Raw genomic sequence first — 17,456 nt, 5'->3', positions numbered from 1 at the left:
CCAGGTGATTTTTCCTAAATCGCCAGGCCCCGTAAGGTGACCCCCATAGCGATTGGAGGTCCTTATGCCCACTGTTCAAATCATGTCCGTCATCGGCAGCGCCGTCCCCGCCCCCCTTCGGGAGCTGGGCTTGCTCGCCTGCTGGTACCTGGTACGCGATGGCGAAACCATCAGCGGCCCGCTCACATCCCTGTCCGCCGCCGAAAAACAACGGCAACACGCCTCGAATTTCCGGCTCCACGCCTGAGGCTTATGGCAACGGCATCTTGACCCGCGGCTTGCTCTCCACAAACAGCGCCCAACTGGACATGAACAGCGCCGCCACCAGCGGCCCGATCACAAAGCCGTTGAGGCCAAACACCGACAGGCCGCCCAGGGTCGAGATCAGGATCAGGTAGTCCGGCATCTTGGTGTCCTTGCCCACCAGGATAGGGCGCAGTACGTTGTCCACCAGCCCGATCACAAACACGCCAAACAAGGCCAGCACCACGCCCTGCCAGATCGAACCGCTGAGCAGGAAGTAAGCGGCCACCGGCCCCCACACAATCCCCGCGCCCACCGCCGGCAGCAACGACAGGAACGCCATTAACACCGCCCAGAGCAACGCGCTGGGAATGTCCAGGAACCAGAAAATCAAACCACCCAATGCCCCTTGAGTCACGGCCACCAGCACGTTGCCCTTGACCGTGGCGCGCACCACCCGATTGAACTTGAGCTGCAACCGGCGCTTCTGCGGCTCGGCCAGCGGCACCGCCGTGCGCACTTTACGCACCAGTTCCGGGCCGTCGCGCAGCAGGAAAAACAGCAAATAGAGCATGATGAAAAAGCTCACCAGGAAATCAAACGTGCCCTGGCCGAAGCTGAACGCCTGGGTGGCGAAGAACTGGCTGCCCTGCATCGCGCTCTTGACGATTTTCTCGCGCAGGCCTTCAAGGTTGCCCATGCCAAAGCGGTCCAGCAAATGCTGGAAATACGGCGGCAGGAAGTTCTTGAACTGCTCGATATAACCGGCCACGTCGAGCTTGCCGCTTTCAACGTTTTTGTAGAGCGTTGCGCCCTCTTGCACCAGCAAGGCGCTGGTGATGATCACCGGCAGGATCGCGATCACCAGGCACACCAGCAAGGTGGCCAGTGACGTCAGGTTGCGGTTCCAGCCAAACCGCTGCTGCAGGCGGCGCTGCATGGGCGCAAAGATGATGCCGAGGATGACCGCCCAGAACACCGCTCCGTAGAACGGCAGCAATATCCAGATAAAGGCGACGGTCACCAGGACCAGCAGCAACAACAGGGTTTTGAATTGCAGGTTGGTTTGATTCATGTTCGGTCCATGTCAAAAAAGCAGGGCGCGCGTTTACGTCCCGGTGCTTAGTCCGCCGCAACTCCTGGGAGTGCCATCTTTGTTGCGCTAAGCGTAGACCCAGATCAATAAAGCCCTGCACCGCTTCATCTACCCTCGCGCTTTTTTGCGACCCAAGCCCATGCCTCCTGTCATCGCCCCCGAACTGCTCGCCCCCGCCGGCACCCTGAAAAACATGCGCTATGCCTTTGCCTACGGCGCCGATGCGGTCTACGCCGGCCAGCCGCGCTACAGCCTTCGCGTGCGCAACAATGAATTCGACCACGCCCACCTGGCCCTCGGCATTGACGAGGCTCATGCTCAGGGCAAGCGCTTCTACGTGGTGGTCAACATCGCGCCGCACAACGCCAAGCTCAAGACCTTCCTCAAAGACCTGGCCCCGGTCATTGCCATGGGCCCGGACGCGCTGATCATGTCCGATCCCGGCCTGATCATGCTGGTGCGCCGGCATTTCCCGATGATGCCGATTCACTTGTCGGTGCAGGCCAACACGGTGAACTGCGCCAGCGTGGAATTCTGGCAGCAGCAAGGGATTTGCCGGGTGATCCTGTCGCGGGAGCTGTCACTGGAAGAGATCGAAGAAATCCGCCGGCAGGTGCCGGCCATGGAGCTGGAGGTGTTTGTGCACGGCGCCTTGTGCATGGCCTATTCCGGCCGCTGCCTGCTGTCGGGCTACATGAACAAACGCGACGCCAACCAAGGCAGCTGTACCAACGCGTGCCGCTGGAAATACCAGGCTACACCGGCGGTGGAGAACGCCACGGGGGATATCGTCCAGGAATATCAGCCAACCCTCGGGATCGGCGCGCCGACAGATCAGGTGTTCCTGTTGCAGGAAGCCAACCGTCCCGATGAGCAGATGCCCGCCTTCGAGGACGAGCACGGCACCTACATCATGAACGCCAAGGACCTGCGCGCCGTGCAGCACGTGGACCGCCTGACCCACATGGGCGTGCATTCGCTGAAGATCGAAGGGCGCACCAAGTCCCACTTCTATTGTGCACGCACCACCCAGGTGTATCGCCAGGCCATCGATGATGCAGTGGCCGGCCGGGCATTTGATCGCGACTTGATGACCCATCTGGAGTCCCTCGCCCAACGCGGCTACACCGAGGGGTTTCTCCGTCGGCACGTGCACGACGAATACCAGAACTACCAGAACGGCAGCTCCGTGTCCGAGCGCCAGCAGTTTGTGGGCGAGTTGACTGGCGAGCGCCGGGGCGAGTTGGCCGAGGTCAAAGTAAAGAACCGCTTTGCCGTGGGCAACCACCTGGAGCTGATGACCCCCGCCGGCAACTTCCACTTTGACCTGACCACGTTGCACAACGCCAAGGGCGAGGCCATCAAGGTGGCGCCGGGGGATGGGCACACCGTGTATGTACCGATCCCGACCGAGATGGACCTGCGCTTCGGCCTGTTGATGCGCGACGTTTAGATCCGGAACTGCCCGACCAACTGCCCCAGGCGCTGGCCCAAGTCCGCCAGGCTGCGAGAAGTCTGAGCGCCCAACTGGGTTTCATCGGCGACGCTGTCCACCGCCACCGCAATCTGGTGCACGCTGCGGTTGATCTCTTCGGCCACGGCGGTCTGCTCTTCGGCGGCGCTGGCAATCTGAGCGTTCATTGAGTTAATGGTGCCGATCAACTGGGCCATGGTGTCCAGGGACGCGCCGGCCTGGTTGGCCTGGGCCGAGGTGCCGTCACCGGCATCGCTGGAGCGGCGCATCGCGTCTACGGCGGCGACCGTGCCTTTTTGCAGGCGGTCGATCATGCCCTGTATTTCCTGGGTGCTGGTCTGGGTGCGGCTGGCCAAGGCGCGCACTTCGTCGGCGACCACCGCGAAACCACGACCAGCCTCCCCGGCCCGTGCGGCTTCAATCGCCGCGTTCAGGGCCAGCAGGTTGGTCTGCTCGGCAATCGAACGGATCACGCTCAATACGCTGACAATCGACGCCACATCCTGCTGCAAGCTGTCGAGGGACACGCCGCTGCTGCGGATGTCGCTCACCAGTGCATGGATCTGCGCGATGCTGCCGTCCACCACGCGCTTGGCGGCCTGGCCTTCAGCATCGGTCTGTTGCGCCGCCACGGAGGCGCCTTGGGCACTGCGCGCCACTTCCTGTGCAGCCGAGGACATCTGGTTGATCGCGGTGGCCACCTGATCGGTCTCGTGACGCTGGCGTTCCATGGCCTGCTCCGAGCGCTGGGCCTGGTCGGACACCTGGCTTACCAGCCCGGTCAGTTGCGCGGTCATTTCCGTGATCTGGCGCACCAGCCCGTGGATCTTGTCGACAAACCGGTTGAACGCACCGGCCAGGTCGCCCAACTCATCCTGGCTGGTGATGGCCAGGCGGCGGGTCAAGTCGCCTTCACCGGCAGCGATGTCATCGAGGTTGGCTTTCATCAAGTGCAGGGGACGCAGGATGGTATTGGCCAGCAACATGCCTACGGCGGCGATCACCAGCAGCACCACCACCGCCACGCCGAGGATACTCAGCAACACGCCTTCCATGCGTTTTTCGACCTTGGCCTCGACCACCGCCACCTGGGCTTCGATGCCGTCGAGGTTCACGGATGTACCGATGACCATGTCCCACTTGGGCAGGTATTCGGTGTAGCCGAGCTTGGGCACCAGTTCGGTCTGGCCGGGCTGGGTGGAGCTGTATTGCAGGTAGTGGCTGCCGTCCTTGCCGACCTTGACCAGGTCGCGGTTGACGTAGACGCCGTTGGGGTCGCGGTTGTCCTTGAAGCTCTTGCCCACGCCATCAGGGCTGTTGCCCTTGAACAGGCGGATGGTTTCTGAGTCGTAGCCGAAGAAGTAGCCGTCCTTGCCGTAACTGGTGTTGGACAGCAGTCTGACCACCTCGGCCCGCGCCGCCGTGTCACCGGGGGCGGCTGCGTCGTAGAGCGGCTTGATGGTGCTCATGGCCACTTCCACATAACTTTGCAGGGTGGCCTTGGCGTTGTTGAGCAGACGCTGGCGGGTTTCATCCACCTCGTTGCGCGCCTGCCCCTGGAGGATCCACACAGTGGTCAGGCTGATCACCACGGCAAACAGCAACACCGGCACAACGGCAAGGGACAGGACTTTGGCCTTCAGGCTCAGACGCATGGCTTTTCTCTCTTATTAGGCGACTTGAGAGGTTATCGGCCAGCGGCGGTGAATCTGTAGATCAGAGTGTCATCGCCGCCAGCCAGCCAAATGCGAGCAATGGCAGGTTGTAGTGCAGGAAAGTCGGCACCACCGTGTCCCAGATATGGTGATGCTGGCCGTCGATGTTCAGGCCGGAGGTCGGGCCGAGGGTGGAGTCCGACGCCGGTGAGCCGGCATCGCCCAGCGCACCCGCCGTACCGACGATGCACACGATGGCCATCGGGCTGAAGCCCAGTTGCACACACAGCGGCACAAAAATCGCGGCAAGAATCGGCACCGTGGAAAACGACGAGCCGATGCCCATGGTCACCAGCAGGCCCACCAGCAACATCAACAATGCACCGACGCCACGGCTATGGCCGATAAACGCCGCCGAGGTTTCGACCAGCGAGCGCACGTCGCCGGTGGCCTTGAGCACTTCGGCAAAACCTGAGGCGGCGATCATGATGAAGCCGATCATGGCCATCATCTTCATGCCTTCGGTAAACAGGTCGTCGGTGTCGCGCCAGCGCACGATGCCCGACACCGAAAAGATCAGGAACCCGGCCAGGGCACCGATGATCATCGAGTCCAGCCACAGCTGAATGATGAACGCCGAGGCAATCGCCACACCAGCCGCCAGCAGGGTCAGCGGGTTGTATTGCACCGCGACTTGCTCGACGCGCTCGATTTTTTCCAGGTCATACACGCGCTTCTTGCGGTAGCTGATAAACACCGCCACCAGCAGGCCAACCACCATGCCCAGGGCGGGCAGACTCATGGCATGGGTCACGTTGACCTGGCTGATGTCCACACCACTCTTGGCCACGTTGGCCAGCAGGATCTGGTTGAGGAAGATATTGCCGAAGCCCACCGGCAGGAACATATAGGGCGTGATCAGGCCGAAGGTCATCACGCAGGCAATCAGGCGACGGTCCAGTTGCAGCTTGGTCAGCACGTACAACAGCGGCGGCACCAGCAGAGGAATGAACGCAATATGGATCGGCAGGATGTTCTGCGACGCAATCGCCACCATCCACAACAGGCCGATCAACAGCCATTTGACGTGGCTGCCGCCGCTGGCGTCCTGGCGGTCTACCAGTAACAGCGCCTTGTCCGCCAACGCGTGGGCCAGGCCGGACTTGGCAATCGCCACCGCGAAAGCGCCGAGCAATGCGTAGGACAACGCCACGGTCGCACCGCCGCCCAAACCGCCGTTGAAGGCTTTGAGCGTGGCTTCGATGCCCAGGCCACCGGTCAAACCGCCCACCAGGGCGCCGACGATAATGGCGATGACCACATGCACGCGGGACAGGCTGAGCACCAGCATGGTGCCGACCGCGGCGATGACTGCGTTAATCATGGTTACCTCAAGCAAAAACATAAAAAACAGGCATACCCTCGCTCAGGTGGCCATTGGCTGGCGACCCGCGTGCAGGCTTCAAGGAGGTCTTATTAGAGGGCGCGCACTTTGCAGGACGTGGGGCTGCATGTCAAAAAACCGTGGCGAGGGAGCTTGCTGTGGCGAGGGAGCTTGCTCCCGTTCGACAGCGCAGCTGGAGCCGGCTTTTACCCCCCCCTCTAAGGCCCCGCCCAAGCAAGCTTGCTCACCAAAAAAGCAAATTTAAATTGATCGTTTGAATAAAGAACCCCCCAAAGCAGCCGACAACCTGACTCTATGTGCTTTCAGGTTAAGGATGTCCCGATGTCGCTCAGGCAGCTCTCCATTCAATGGAAAATCACCCTGCTCGCGGGCCTCTGCCTGCTGGGGATCGTGACCCTGCTGGTGGGTTTGTCGCTGTATCGCATGGCGCAGAGTTCGGAGCAGGTCCAGGCCTCCAGCATGCAGATGCTCAATACCTCCGCCCAGGCGCGCATCGAGGCTCAAGGCGAAGCCCAGGCGCTGGGTATCCGTCGTCAGTTCATGGATGCCTACCAGTACGGCCATGGCTTTTCCCGTCAGGTGCTGTTCCTGCGCGAGCAGGCCGAAAAGCGCTTCCTCGACGCCTTCGACACCCGCGAAGACCTGACCCGCCAGGTCAAGGCCGCCTTGCAGGCCAACCCGGACCTGCTGGGGTTGTCCCTGGTGTTCGAAGCCAATGCGCTGGACGGCAAGGACGAGTTGTTCGCCGATCAGGCAGAGTTGGGCAGCAACGACAAAGGCCGCTTCGCCCTGTACTGGTCGCAGCCGACGCCGGGCACGCTCACCTCAATGGCCCTGCCGGAAAGCGATATGGCCGACACAAGCATCGGCCCCAGCGGTGAACCGGCCAACGCCTGGTTCACTTGCCCGCGCACGACGCTCAAGCCCTGCGTGATCGAACCCTACTTTTATATGATCAACGGCCAGAACGTACTGATGACCAGCATCGTGTTCCCGCTGACGGTCAATGGCAAAGTCATCGCATCGCTGTCGGTGGACATCAACCTCAACAGCCTGCAGGCCGTGAGCCAACAGGCCAGCCAGAAACTGTACGACGGCCAGACTCAGGTGAGCATCCTCAGCACTACCGGCTTGCTGGCCGGCTACAGCGCGGACGCCACCCAGTTGAGCAAACGCCTGGATCAGGTCGACACCGTCAGCGGCGCGCAAGTGCTCAGTGCACTGGCCAGCGGCCCACAGATCCGCAGCCTGCGCACCGACCATCAGCTCAAAGTGCTGGCGCCGTTCGCGCCGATTCCTGACGGCAAGCTGTGGGGCGTGTTGCTGGATGTACCGGAAAAAGTCCTGGTCGGCCCCGCCGAAGCGCTGAAGGCCCAACTGGATGCCGACAATGCACGTGGCACGCTGCTGGAGTTGGGGCTGGGCCTGCTGGCGGCGGTGATCGGTCTGATTCTGGTGTGGCTGATGGCCCGCAGCGTGACGCGGCCGATCCTCGGCGTGGCGCACATGCTCGAAGACATCGCCAGCGGCGAAGGCGACCTGACCCGGCGCCTGGCCTACGACAAGAAAGATGAACTCGGGCAGCTCGCGGGCTGGTTCAACCGTTTCCTCGACAAGCTGCAACCGATCATTGCCGAGGTGAAGCGCTCGGTGCAGGACGCCCGTGGCACTGCCGACCAATCCGCCGCGATTGCGACCCAGACCAGCGCCGGCATGGAGCAGCAATACCGCCAGGTCGACCAGGTGGCCACTGCCTCCCACGAGATGAGTGCTACCGCCCAGGATGTAGCCCGCAGTGCCGCCCAGGCCGCACAAGCCGCACGCGATGCCGACCAGGCCACCCGCGACGGTTTGACCGTGATCGACCAGACCACCACCAACATCGGTCACCTGGCGGCGGACATGAGCACCGCCATGGGCCAGGTCGAAGGCCTGGCCGCCAATAGCGAGAAAATCGGTTCGGTGCTGGAAGTGATTCGCGGCATTGCCGAGCAGACCAACCTGTTGGCGCTCAACGCCGCCATCGAAGCCGCCCGCGCCGGTGAGGCCGGTCGTGGCTTTGCGGTGGTGGCGGATGAGGTGCGCAACCTTGCGCGGCGCACCCAGGAATCGGTGGAAGAAACCCGCCTGGTGATCGAGCAACTGCAAAGCGGCACCGAGGATGTGGTCGGCTCCATGGGCAACAGCTATCGCCAGGCCCAGGGCAGCGTCGAACAGGTCGGCCAGGCCGTCACCGCCCTGCGCCAGATCGGCGATGCGGTCACGGTCATCAGCGACATGAACCTGCAGATCGCCAGCGCCGCGGAAGAGCAAAGCGCAGTGGCCGAGGAGATCAACAGCAACGTGGCGACCATTCGCGATGTGACCGAGTCGCTGTCGGAACAGGCCAATGAGTCGGCGCGGGTGAGCCAGGCATTGAATAGCCTGGCAAATCAGCAGCAGGGATTGATGGATCAGTTTCGTGTCTGATCTGAATCAGCCGTAGATACGGGCGGTCAGATCTGGCGGTGTGGCAATTCGATCAGCACCTTGAGACCGCCCAGCTCGCTTTCCTGCAATTGCAGTACCCCGCCCCACACCTCGACGATATCCCGCACGATCCCCAACCCCAAACCATGGCCGTCGATCTGCTCATCCAGGCGCGTGCCACGGCTGAACACCTGGTCGCGCTGGGTTTCGGGGATGCCGGGGCCGTCGTCTTCAACCGCCAGCAGGTAGCTGCGGGCGGTTTCACTGATCGTCAGCCGCACATCGGCATCCGCCCATTTGCAGGCGTTATCCAGCAGGTTGCCGAGCAGTTCCAGCAGGTCTTCCCGGTCCCAGGGCAATTGCAGGCCGGGGGCCGCGTGGTAGCTGAGGTCCAGGTGCTCGCCATGGACCATGTTCAGGGTGGCCAGCAAACCGGGCAGTTCTTTTTCACAGTCGAACAAGGCACCCGGCAGGGTTTCGCCGGCCAGGCGTGCGCGGTTGAGCTCACGATTAAGGCGTTGTTGCACCTGTTCCAACTGGTTGCGCAGCAGTTTGCTCAGCTCGGGATGATCCTTGAGCGCCTCGCTCGACGCCGCGCTCAGCAACACGGCCAGTGGCGTTTTAAGGGCATGCCCGAGGTTGCCGAGGGCATTGCGTGAGCGCTTGAGGCTGTCTTCGGTGTGGGCCAGCAAGTGGTTGATCTGCGCTACCAGCGGCTCCAGTTCCAGCGGAACCTGGGTGTCGAGTTGCGAGCGCTGGCCCTGTTGCAACTGGGCGATCTGATTGCGCGCAGTTTCCAGCGGGCGCAAGGCACGGCGCACAGTGACCCGTTGCAGGACCAACACCAGCAACAACGCCGCCAACCCAAGCACCAGACCGATCTGACGCATCAACCGGAAGCTTTCCCGCACTGGCGTGTAGTCCTGGGCCACGCTGATTGAGATCGACTGGCCAAAGCGTTTGTAGTCCGAACGCAACACCAGCAATTGCTGGCCTTCCGGGCCCAGTTGCAGGTTGCCCTTGATCCCGGCTTCGGGCAGTTGGGGCAACTCCTGGTCCCACAGCGAACGGGAGCGCCAATGAGTGTCGGCGAAATCAATCCGGAAATAATGCCCGGAAAACGGCCGCTGATAGGCCGGCGACAGGCGCTGCTCATCCAACTGCACGCCGTTGGGCCCGCGCACCAGGGCCACCAACAAGTTTTCAGCGTCGTTGCGCAACCCTGCTTCCAGATAGCGCTGCAAGCCAGCTTCGAATAACCACAGGCTGGTTTGTGCCAGCACCAGGCCGACAATCACCATCACACTGATCAGGCCCAGGCTGAGGCGGCGCTGAATCGACTTCATGCAGGGCTGGCGCCAAAGCGGTAACCCTGGCCACGCCGGGTTTCGATCACGGCGCGGCCCAGTTTGCGGCGCAGGTGGTTGACGTGGACTTCCAGCACATTGGAGTCGCGCTCGGTCTCGCCGTCATACAAGTGCTCGGCCAGGTGGCTTTTGGACAGGATCTGTTCGGGGTGCAGCATGAAGTAGCGCAACAGGCGGAACTCGGCGGCGGTCAGTTGGATCTCGTCACCGTCGCGCAGTACGCATTGACGGCCTTCGTCCAAGTGCAGGCCGGCGGCTTGCAAGGTGGGCTGGTTGGCCTGGCCGTGGGAACGGCGCAACAGCGCCTGGATGCGCAGGTGCAGCTCTTCAGGGTGAAAAGGTTTGCTCAGGTAGTCGTCGGCACCGGCCTTGAGCCCTTCGATCCGCTCGGCCCACGAGTCGCGGGCGGTAAGGACCAGCACCGGAGTGGCCAATGCGGCCGCACGCCATTGCGCCAACACCTCAAGGCCGGGCAGACCGGGCAGGCCAAGGTCGAGGATGATCAGGTCATAGGGTTCGCTGCGCCCCTGATACGCGGCGTCGCGCCCATCGGCCAGCCAGTCGACGGCATAGCCCTGACGCTGCAGGCCGGCCAGCAGTTCATCGGCCAGGGGTACGTTGTCTTCCACCAGAAGCAGGCGCATCAGTCTTCCTCGTCTTTGATCAGTACACCGTTGGTGGCGTCGAGTTTAATCTCACGCACCACACCTTCGGTGGTCACCAGCTCCACTTCATAGGCATATTGGCCGTGTTTTTTCTCAAGCTCCGCCTCCAGCAGACGGGAGCCGGGATACCGTGCCATGGCCTGCTGCAACAGTTGCTCCAGCGGCAGGATCACGCCCTGCTGGCGCAGCGCGAGGGCTTCATCCTGGTTGAGGTCGCGGGCCTGCAAGCCCGAGCAGAACACCACCAACACCAACGCCACGCGACTGCCGGTGCGTAAATTTACCTTCATTACGTATCCTGATGATTCTTGAGAACCTGCCCGGTGAGCGCGTCCAATTCAACGTCCCATTCAATACCGTTGCGATCTTCCAGTTCGACCTCGTAGACATACTTGCCGTACGCTTCGTCCAGATCGGTGTCCAGCAGCGTCGAACCGGGGTGCAGGGCCAGCGCAGTGGCTTCCAGTTGGTCAAAGGCGACAATTGTAACAGTGGCCGGCACGGTCAGTGGCTTGTCGGGGTCCACGGCTCCGGCCTGGGTCGCCGTGGAGGCGATGATAACGGCGGCGACCAGAGCAGTGAGGCGTTTCATGATAAGTCTCCGTTACACGATGTTATTCCTACGCCGGCCACGGTATCTGCTGCAACTTAACTGAAACTGAATTGCCACCATGGCAATTGCGCGGACAGCGGTTTTCCCACAGCTTGCGAGATTTCCTATACTGCCCCCTCGCTTCAACAGAGACCGGTATGACAGCCATCCACATCAAGTTTCCCGCGCTGACCATAAAGGCCGGCAAACGCGCCCTCACCCGCATCCGCGAACAAGGCCTTGAGCCTGTCGATGTCGGCATCCTTCCCGGTGCGGCCGGCGGCCCCAAGGCGTTGGGCATTCAGGGCCTGGACCTGGCGCTGTTCGGCGACTGGCTGCCTCGGGCACCACGGGAACGGGCGCTGATCGGTGCGTCCATCGGCTCCTGGCGCTTCGCCAGCGCTTGCCTGCCCGACCCGGTGCAAGGCCTGCTGGACCTCGGCCGCCTGTACAACGAACAACGCTTTGCCAAAGGCGTGACCATGGCCGAGGTCACCCAGAGCTGCCAGCGCATGCTCGACGACCTGCTGGCCGGCCGCGACGCGCGGGTGCTGGACAACCCCGACTATCGGCTGAACATCATGGTAGTCAAAAGCCACGGCCTGCTCGCCGATGACCATCGCGGACGCCTGGGCCTCGGCCTGTCGTCGGTGATTGCCGATAACCTGCGTGGCCGCGCACGGTTGTCGCGGCACTTCGAGCGATTGATCATCCATGACCCGCGCCAGTTGCCACCGGTGCATCCGCTGAAGGATTTTCCGTCGCGGTTTCTTGAGCTGGATGCAGGCAACCTGCGCCAGGCGTTGCTTGCCTCGGGTTCGATCCCCATGGTGATGCAAGGCGTGCGCGACCTGCCCGGCGCAGGCGCCGGCACCTACCGCGACGGTGGCCTGCTGGACTACCACCTCGACTTGCCCTACCACGGCGAGGACATCGTGCTGTACCCGCACTTCACCGATCGGGTGATCCCCGGCTGGTTCGACAAAGGCCTGCCATGGCGGCGCAGCAATCAACAGGGTTTGCAGGACGTGTTGCTGCTGGCGCCATCCAGGGACTACCTGGCCCGCCTGCCCCACGGCAAACTGCCGGACCGCAGCGACTTCAAGCGCTTTTTGGGCGACGACAAAAGTCGCAATAAATACTGGCAAACCGCGATGAGCGAAAGCCAGCGGCTGGGGGATGAGTTTCTGCAACTGGCGGATAACGATGGCTTGGGCGAGCGCTTGCAGGCGCTTTGACCCAGCGGTATGCGCGGCGCGTGATCAAGCTGTTAAACTCGCCGCCTGCCAGATACCTGACCGAGCTGAAAATACTGTGGAAATCTTCAAAGAGTTTACCTTCGAGTCCGCCCACCGCCTGCCGCACGTGCCGGATGGCCACAAATGCGGGCGCCTGCATGGGCATTCGTTCAAGGTGGCGATCCACCTGAGCGGCGACCTGGATCCCCATACCGGCTGGATTCGCGACTTCTCGGAGATCAAGGCGATTTTCAAGCCGCTCTACGAACGCCTCGACCACAACTACCTCAATGACATCCCAGGCCTGGAAAACCCAACCAGCGAAGTGCTGGCCAAGTGGATCTGGACTGAACTGAAACCGCTTTTGCCGGAACTCAGCGCGATCCGCATCCATGAGACCTGCACCAGCGGCTGCATCTATCGCGGCGAGTAAGCCGGCGTTGTGAAAAAACCACCCTTGGCGGTGGTTTTTTTGTGGCTGCGCACCAACTGTGGTGGCGAATCCACTGATCCAATTTGTATCACCCCCGCACCGCTTTCGTGCCCGATTGGGCACCACGGACACTCCCTCCTGCGTTGGCTCCCTGTTTGGCTATAAAGATTGTGCACCGTACCGAACGCCGGTCACTGCGACTGATTTGGCACGCGCGGTGCAACAGGCCTCGTCACTCATTCAGGGAGCAAGGCACATGACGCAGCAAGAACCGGGCAACGATTACCCCTTAAGCGAAGTCCCCATGCATGCGCGCAAGGGCCTGGCATCGACCGCCATGGTGCTGCTGGGCTTTACGTTTTTTACCGCGACCATGTTTGCCGGCGGCAAGTTGGGGGTGGCGTTCAGTTTCACTGACATGCTCGGGGTAGTGGCGTTGGGTAACCTGCTGCTGGGTATTTACGCCGCAGCCCTGGGCTACATCGCTTTCAAGAGTGGTTTGAACTCGGTGCTGATGGGGCGCTTCTGCTTTGGCGAAGTGGGTAGCAAGCTCAGTGACTTGATCCTCGGCTTCACCCAAATCGGCTGGTACGCCTGGGGAACAGCCACGGCGGCCGTGGTGCTGGGTAAATATTTCGAGCTGAGCCAGGGCAGCGTGCTGGCCTTGATGGTGCTGTTCGGGCTGGTGTTCTGCGCCACGGCCTACGTGGGCTATCGCGGGCTGGAGATTTTGTCCTACATCGCAGTGCCGGCCATGGGCTTGTTGCTGTTTTTGTCGATGTGGGTCGCCACGATGAAAGTCGGCGGGCTGGATGGGTTGCTGGCGGTAGTGCCGAGCGCTGAACTGGACTTGTCCACGGCTATTACCCTGGTGTTCGGCACCTTTGTCAGCGGCGCAACCCAGGCCACCAACTGGACGCGGTTTTCCCGCTCGGCCAGGGTGGCGGTGCTGGCCAGCCTGATCGGTTTCTTTATCGGCAATGGCCTGATGGTGCTGATAGGAGCCTATGGCGCCATCGTCTATCAGCAACCTGATGTGGTGGAAGTCTTGTTGCTGCAAGGCTTTGCCATGGCCGCGATGGCGATGCTGCTGCTCAATATCTGGAGCACCCAGGACAACACCATCTATAACTTCGCCGTGGCCGGCTGCAATCTCTTGCGCACCAAACGCCGCAAAACCGTCACCCTGGCCGGCGCGGTGATCGGCACTCTGCTGGCGCTGCTCGGCATGTACGACATGCTGGTGCCGTACCTGATCCTGCTGGGCACGGTGATCCCGCCGATTGGTGGCGTCATCATGGCGGACTTCTTCTACCGCTATCGCGGCCACTACCCTCGCCTGGCCGACGCACGCCTGCCGGCGTTCAACTGGCCGGGGCTGGTGGCGTATGCAGTGGGCACCGTGCTGGCATTCAACTCGCCATGGGTCGCGCCGTTGGTGGGGATCGCTGCGGCATCGCTCACCTACATCGCACTGACCGCCGTACTGCGCGTGCGGGTGCCCCTGGCCGACGCTGACCCTGGAACCCGGGTTTCACGAGAATGGTAACCTGATGGCCGTCTGAACATCGGCATCGCCCTGATGATCTGGCGACTGTCTGCCTGATTGTTTTTAGCCAAGAGGAACTTGCCCATGCACATCATCAACGCCCGCCTGCGCGACCGTGAAGGCCTGCATGATCTGCACCTGGAAAACGGCCGGATCGCCAGCATCACCCCACAGGCGACGCCGCCCGTACTGACGGCCGGTGACCTGGATGCCGCTGCCAACCTGGTGATCCCCCCCTTCGTCGAACCCCATATCCACCTTGACGCCACCCTTACCGCCGGCGAACCCCGCTGGAACATGAGCGGCACGCTGTTCGAAGGCATCGAGTGCTGGGGCGAACGCAAGGCCACCATCACCGAGCAAGACACCAGGACCCGCGCCAAGAAAACCATCCAGGCCCTCGCCGCCCACGGCATCCAGCATGTACGCACCCATGTCGACGTCACCGACCCCGACCTCACGGCGCTCAAGGCCATGCTGCAAGTGCGCGAAGAAAGCACGCACCTGATCGACCTGCAAATCGTCGCCTTTCCCCAGGAGGGCATCGAGTCCTACCGCAACGGCCGCGAGCTGATGGAAGAAGCCATCCGCCTGGGCGCCGACGTGATCGGCGGCATCCCCCACTTTGAATACACCCGCGACCAAGGCGTGAGTTCGGTGAAGTTCCTGATGGACCTGGCCGAACGCACGGGTTGCCTGGTCGATGTGCATTGCGACGAAACCGACGACCCCCATTCGCGCTTTCTCGAAGTGCTGGCCGAAGAAGCCCGCAGCCGCGACATGGGGGCCCGCGTCACCGCCAGCCACACCACGGCCATGGGTTCCTACGACAATGCCTACTGCGCCAAGCTCTTTCGCCTGCTGGGGCACTCCGGTATCAGCTTCGTCTCATGCCCGACCGAAAGTATCCACCTGCAAGGCCGCTTCGACAGCTTCCCGAAACGCCGGGGCGTCACGCGGGTCAACGAACTGCTCGAAGCCGGCATGAACGTGTGCTTCGGCCAGGACTCCATCGTCGACCCCTGGTACCCGCTGGGCAACGGCAACATCCTGCGGGTGCTGGAAGCCGGTTTGCACATCTGCCACATGCTCGGCTACCGCAACCTGCAAAGCGCCCTCGATTTGGTGACCGACAACAGCGCCAAGGCCATGGCCCTGGGTGATCGCTACGGACTGGAGCCTGGACGCCCGGCCAACCTGTTGATCCTTTCAGCGGACAGCGACTACGAAGTGATTCGCAGCCAGGGCCTGCCGCTGTACTCGATTCGTAACGGCAAGGTGTTGATGAAGCGTCAGCCGGCACAGGTAGAGTTTGTGTAAGCGAGCGGGTCACTGGATTGAGTCGATATCCAGCGGTTGCGCCCTCCCCAACTCGCTCTGCGTGGCGGGAGGGATACTGGCGATCTGAGTCCGCGTCTGATTTTCACGATGGCGGAACCAGCGCTTGAGGCAAGGTTGCAACGTGACGGAATGGGCATGGCTCCCGTAGATATCGCGGGCCTCAAGACGCCGCCAGCGCAGGGTTTGCAGGCGTTCGCGACTGCTGTTCAGGCGGTCGATCTCGGCGTTCAAGGGCTCGTGATATGCATAGGTCCGGTCGTTGGCTGGGCGATGTCGAGTCAATTCACGCCGCTTGTCTTGCAGTTGTTTGCGCATGGACGCCAGGGCATGGTCGAGCAGGTCGAATTCGCGCTGGGTCACCAGAGGGCCGTCGCTGTCCACCGCTTGTTGCCAGCGCCGCAACGTCGCCCAGGCGGCAGGTATGTAGCTGGCGGTCATGAAGTGCTGCTTGTATTGCACCAACTGTCTGATCAAACCTTCGCGGTCGGGCATATCCCCCTGCACTTGCAACGCCCGATTGCGGCCTGCCTCTTCGATGGACTCACAGCCGGGCTTCCAGAGTACCGACGAGTGCGTGCCATCGGGGAGCATGATCGGCATGAAGTGTTGCTGCTCGCCATGATGCTGGTAAGGGTTGCCGCCAATGCGTACCAGACCTGCGGCGAACAACAGGCCACCCGCCGTGGGCGCGCTGAATAGCGCAACGGCACCGGGAATCCAGAGTTTCGCGGTGGTGTTCATCCAGGGTGCCGGGACGCTGGGGACGGGGTCGTTGTGGTTGACGATGCGGTGGTGGACCAGCGTGGAAGCGCCAGCGGTGAACGCGGAGTCGGCGGCACGGGGCGCGCCGTAGGTATAGAGGAGGATGTTGTAGTTTGCATCGGGAATTCGTCGTAAGCCTTCAGCCAGAAGCAACGCAATCGCGCCGCCCAGGCTGTGGCCACACATCACAATGCGCTGGCCGGTGTGAAACTGATCGAGGTAGCGCAACACGAACTTACGTACTGCTCGGTACGCCTGATAGAAACCATCGTGCGCTTTGCCAACCCCCTCCGCGAAATGCACCTGGTGGGCGTTGGCATCGCGCAATCCATCTGCGGCACTGGCAGTCCCACGCACCGCTATCAGGATGACCTCATCGTGGTGAGTGATGAACGCTTGGGTATCAGTGCCGTCTTTTTCGTCATCGAAGAAATGCGAGCGCGCGGGGTGTTCCTGTTGATCGCCCAGTTCCCGGCGATTCTGGGGGTACAACGCAGGGTCGAACGGCAGGATTTCGAAGCGCCGGGAGTACGGGACTTCCTCATAGAGTGGGTAGAAACGCTGTGTTTGCTCAGGATCAACTCGCCACGCTTCCTGATGCCCAGCGAGCTGTTCGGCAAACAGATTCCCGACACTGGGATCCAGCGGAAAACGCACTTCATCCTGGGGTTTCTCCGGCGGCACCTGACCGAAGCTGCAATAGCTCAGTGATGCAAATAACGCCAACTGGTATAGGTTCAAGGCGCAGAAATCATCCTGCGTTGACAACATCGGGCGCAGGGCTCGAAGCGGGCGGACTTCAAGAACGGTGTGGTTGTTGGGGAATAGTACGACCCCGAACAAGGTCGGCTGGGGAGGACCGAAGCTTAGGTCTGCCATCATTTTCAGGGCGTGGCGTTGGGGGCGATGAGGTGAAGGTGCTGCCGGGGGGAGATGGGCGGTATGGCGAACTAGATCACTTACTTCAACCTGATAAAAACAATCCGTGTTCTGCCGTGAAATATTACTCTCGATACGTTTACCGTCAGGGTTTGAAAAAGCGGGACTGTCATAAATTTTGTGTTCGGGCATAACATGTTGATAGAGGTGCATGTATGCCGACCAAAAAGAAACCGGCCCGTGAGGCCCCGCGAGACCTTCCATCCATTCCCCAAGAGCTGATCGACC

Annotated in this window: 14 protein-coding genes and 3 pseudogenes; 8 read left to right on the top strand and 9 right to left on the bottom strand. The window is 61.8% G+C overall.

All coding sequences use genetic code 11. The annotated features are described in order from the left end of the window. Nucleotides 1-64 precede the first annotated feature (64 nt). Complete coding sequence (locus tag EJD88_RS20475; RefSeq protein ID WP_099584879.1) at nt 65-247, top strand: hypothetical protein; 183 nt, start codon at nt 65-67, stop codon at nt 245-247. Between the two features lie 3 nt (nt 248-250). On the opposite strand, the gene EJD88_RS20470 is transcribed toward EJD88_RS20475, so the two are convergent. After that, complete coding sequence (locus EJD88_RS20470; protein WP_099584878.1) at nt 251-1,318, bottom strand: AI-2E family transporter; 1,068 nt, start codon at nt 1,316-1,318, stop codon at nt 251-253. A gap of 160 nt (nt 1,319-1,478) precedes the next feature. Here EJD88_RS20470 and yegQ point away from each other — a divergent pair, with 160 nt between their 5' ends. Then, the gene (gene yegQ, locus EJD88_RS20465; protein WP_158878876.1) at nt 1,479-2,792 is read left to right on the top strand and encodes a tRNA 5-hydroxyuridine modification protein YegQ; all 1,314 of its coding nucleotides are present in this window, start codon (nt 1,479-1,481) and stop codon (nt 2,790-2,792) included. Here the strand turns inward: yegQ and EJD88_RS27620 are convergent. The 3 genes and pseudogenes from EJD88_RS27620 to EJD88_RS20455 all read right to left on the bottom strand — a co-directional run bounded on the left by EJD88_RS27620 (nt 2,789) and on the right by EJD88_RS20455 (nt 5,849). After that, entirely contained in the window at nt 2,789-3,544 is a 756-nt protein-coding gene (locus EJD88_RS27620; protein ID WP_371926576.1) for a methyl-accepting chemotaxis protein, read from the bottom strand. The genes yegQ and EJD88_RS27620 overlap by 4 nt on opposite strands. Nucleotides 3,545-3,646: 102 nt before the next feature. Then, nucleotides 3,647-4,468, bottom strand: a pseudogene (locus EJD88_RS27615) (cache domain-containing protein); the annotation flags it as partial. 61 nt (nt 4,469-4,529) lie between these two features. Next, on the bottom strand, nt 4,530-5,849 hold the full coding sequence (locus EJD88_RS20455) for a Na+/H+ antiporter family protein (protein ID WP_160385059.1): 1,320 nt from the start codon (nt 5,847-5,849) through the stop codon (nt 4,530-4,532). A gap of 318 nt (nt 5,850-6,167) precedes the next feature. Between EJD88_RS20455 and EJD88_RS27610 the strand changes: the two are divergent. Both EJD88_RS27610 and EJD88_RS27605 read left to right on the top strand, forming a co-directional pair. Further along, nucleotides 6,168-7,484 (top strand): annotated as a pseudogene (locus tag EJD88_RS27610) (HAMP domain-containing protein); the annotation flags it as partial. 102 nt (nt 7,485-7,586) lie between these two features. Beyond that, the gene (locus tag EJD88_RS27605; RefSeq protein WP_371926575.1) at nt 7,587-8,342 is read left to right on the top strand and encodes a methyl-accepting chemotaxis protein; all 756 of its coding nucleotides are present in this window, start codon (nt 7,587-7,589) and stop codon (nt 8,340-8,342) included. A gap of 26 nt (nt 8,343-8,368) precedes the next feature. On the opposite strand, the gene EJD88_RS20445 is transcribed toward EJD88_RS27605, so the two are convergent. Genes EJD88_RS20445 through EJD88_RS20430 form a run of 4 tightly spaced genes read right to left on the bottom strand, consistent with a single transcriptional unit; the run spans nt 8,369 to nt 10,966 of the window. Next, a complete protein-coding gene (locus tag EJD88_RS20445; RefSeq protein WP_099584873.1) occupies nt 8,369-9,688 on the bottom strand; it encodes a sensor histidine kinase in 1,320 nt (439 codons plus the stop codon). Further along, nucleotides 9,685-10,353: a response regulator transcription factor gene (locus tag EJD88_RS20440; protein ID WP_099584872.1), complete on the bottom strand. Its 669-nt coding sequence runs from the start codon at nt 10,351-10,353 to the stop codon at nt 9,685-9,687. Before EJD88_RS20440 ends, EJD88_RS20445 begins: the two co-directional genes overlap by 4 nt. After that, on the bottom strand, nt 10,353-10,664 hold the full coding sequence (locus EJD88_RS20435; protein ID WP_099584871.1) for a PepSY domain-containing protein: 312 nt from the start codon (nt 10,662-10,664) through the stop codon (nt 10,353-10,355). Before EJD88_RS20435 ends, EJD88_RS20440 begins: the two co-directional genes overlap by 1 nt. Then, nucleotides 10,664-10,966: a PepSY domain-containing protein gene (locus EJD88_RS20430; protein ID WP_158878873.1), complete on the bottom strand. Its 303-nt coding sequence runs from the start codon at nt 10,964-10,966 to the stop codon at nt 10,664-10,666. The genes EJD88_RS20435 and EJD88_RS20430 overlap by 1 nt, the downstream gene beginning before the upstream one ends. A gap of 158 nt (nt 10,967-11,124) precedes the next feature. Here EJD88_RS20430 and EJD88_RS20425 point away from each other — a divergent pair, with 158 nt between their 5' ends. The 4 genes from EJD88_RS20425 (at nt 11,125) to codA (ending at nt 15,506) form a co-directional block, all read left to right on the top strand. Beyond that, entirely contained in the window at nt 11,125-12,204 is a 1,080-nt protein-coding gene (locus EJD88_RS20425) for a patatin-like phospholipase family protein (protein ID WP_158878872.1), read from the top strand. Nucleotides 12,205-12,280: 76 nt separating this feature from the next. Then, a complete protein-coding gene (queD, locus tag EJD88_RS20420; protein WP_017736453.1) occupies nt 12,281-12,637 on the top strand; it encodes a 6-carboxytetrahydropterin synthase QueD in 357 nt (118 codons plus the stop codon). 256 nt (nt 12,638-12,893) lie between these two features. Next, nucleotides 12,894-14,186, top strand: coding sequence for a cytosine permease (gene codB / locus EJD88_RS20415; RefSeq protein WP_158878871.1), 1,293 nt, complete (start codon nt 12,894-12,896; stop codon nt 14,184-14,186). 84 nt (nt 14,187-14,270) lie between these two features. After that, nucleotides 14,271-15,506, top strand: coding sequence for a cytosine deaminase (gene codA / locus EJD88_RS20410; protein ID WP_112194465.1), 1,236 nt, complete (start codon nt 14,271-14,273; stop codon nt 15,504-15,506). A 9-nt stretch (nt 15,507-15,515) separates the two neighbouring features. On the opposite strand, the pseudogene EJD88_RS20405 reads toward codA, so the two are convergent. Next, nucleotides 15,516-17,327: pseudogene (locus tag EJD88_RS20405) on the bottom strand (lipase family protein); the annotation flags it as partial. Nucleotides 17,328-17,456 lie beyond the last annotated feature (129 nt).

This window comes from Pseudomonas sp. PB105 (assembly GCF_009764655.1).
GTDB lineage: Bacteria > Pseudomonadota > Gammaproteobacteria > Pseudomonadales > Pseudomonadaceae > Aquipseudomonas > Aquipseudomonas cyclaminis.
The sequence above is the reverse complement of the archived record's forward strand: the minus strand, read 5'-3'. Positions and strand labels throughout refer to the sequence as shown.

Coding starts and splice junctions, on each gene's coding strand:
- EJD88_RS20435 (WP_099584871.1), bottom strand. CDS start 10,664: ATGAAGGTAAATTTACGCACCGGCAGTCGCGTGGCGTTGGTGTTGGTG.
- EJD88_RS27605 (WP_371926575.1), top strand. CDS start 7,587: ATGGAGCAGCAATACCGCCAGGTCGACCAGGTGGCCACTGCCTCCCAC.
- EJD88_RS20475 (WP_099584879.1), top strand. CDS start 65: ATGCCCACTGTTCAAATCATGTCCGTCATCGGCAGCGCCGTCCCCGCC.
- EJD88_RS20425 (WP_158878872.1), top strand. CDS start 11,125: ATGACAGCCATCCACATCAAGTTTCCCGCGCTGACCATAAAGGCCGGC.
- EJD88_RS20470 (WP_099584878.1), bottom strand. CDS start 1,318: ATGAATCAAACCAACCTGCAATTCAAAACCCTGTTGTTGCTGCTGGTC.
- EJD88_RS20440 (WP_099584872.1), bottom strand. CDS start 10,353: ATGCGCCTGCTTCTGGTGGAAGACAACGTACCCCTGGCCGATGAACTG.
- yegQ (WP_158878876.1), top strand. CDS start 1,479: ATGCCTCCTGTCATCGCCCCCGAACTGCTCGCCCCCGCCGGCACCCTG.
- EJD88_RS20445 (WP_099584873.1), bottom strand. CDS start 9,688: ATGAAGTCGATTCAGCGCCGCCTCAGCCTGGGCCTGATCAGTGTGATG.
- codA (WP_112194465.1), top strand. CDS start 14,271: ATGCACATCATCAACGCCCGCCTGCGCGACCGTGAAGGCCTGCATGAT.
- codB (WP_158878871.1), top strand. CDS start 12,894: ATGACGCAGCAAGAACCGGGCAACGATTACCCCTTAAGCGAAGTCCCC.
- EJD88_RS27620 (WP_371926576.1), bottom strand. CDS start 3,544: ATGGAACGCCAGCGTCACGAGACCGATCAGGTGGCCACCGCGATCAAC.
- EJD88_RS20430 (WP_158878873.1), bottom strand. CDS start 10,966: ATGAAACGCCTCACTGCTCTGGTCGCCGCCGTTATCATCGCCTCCACG.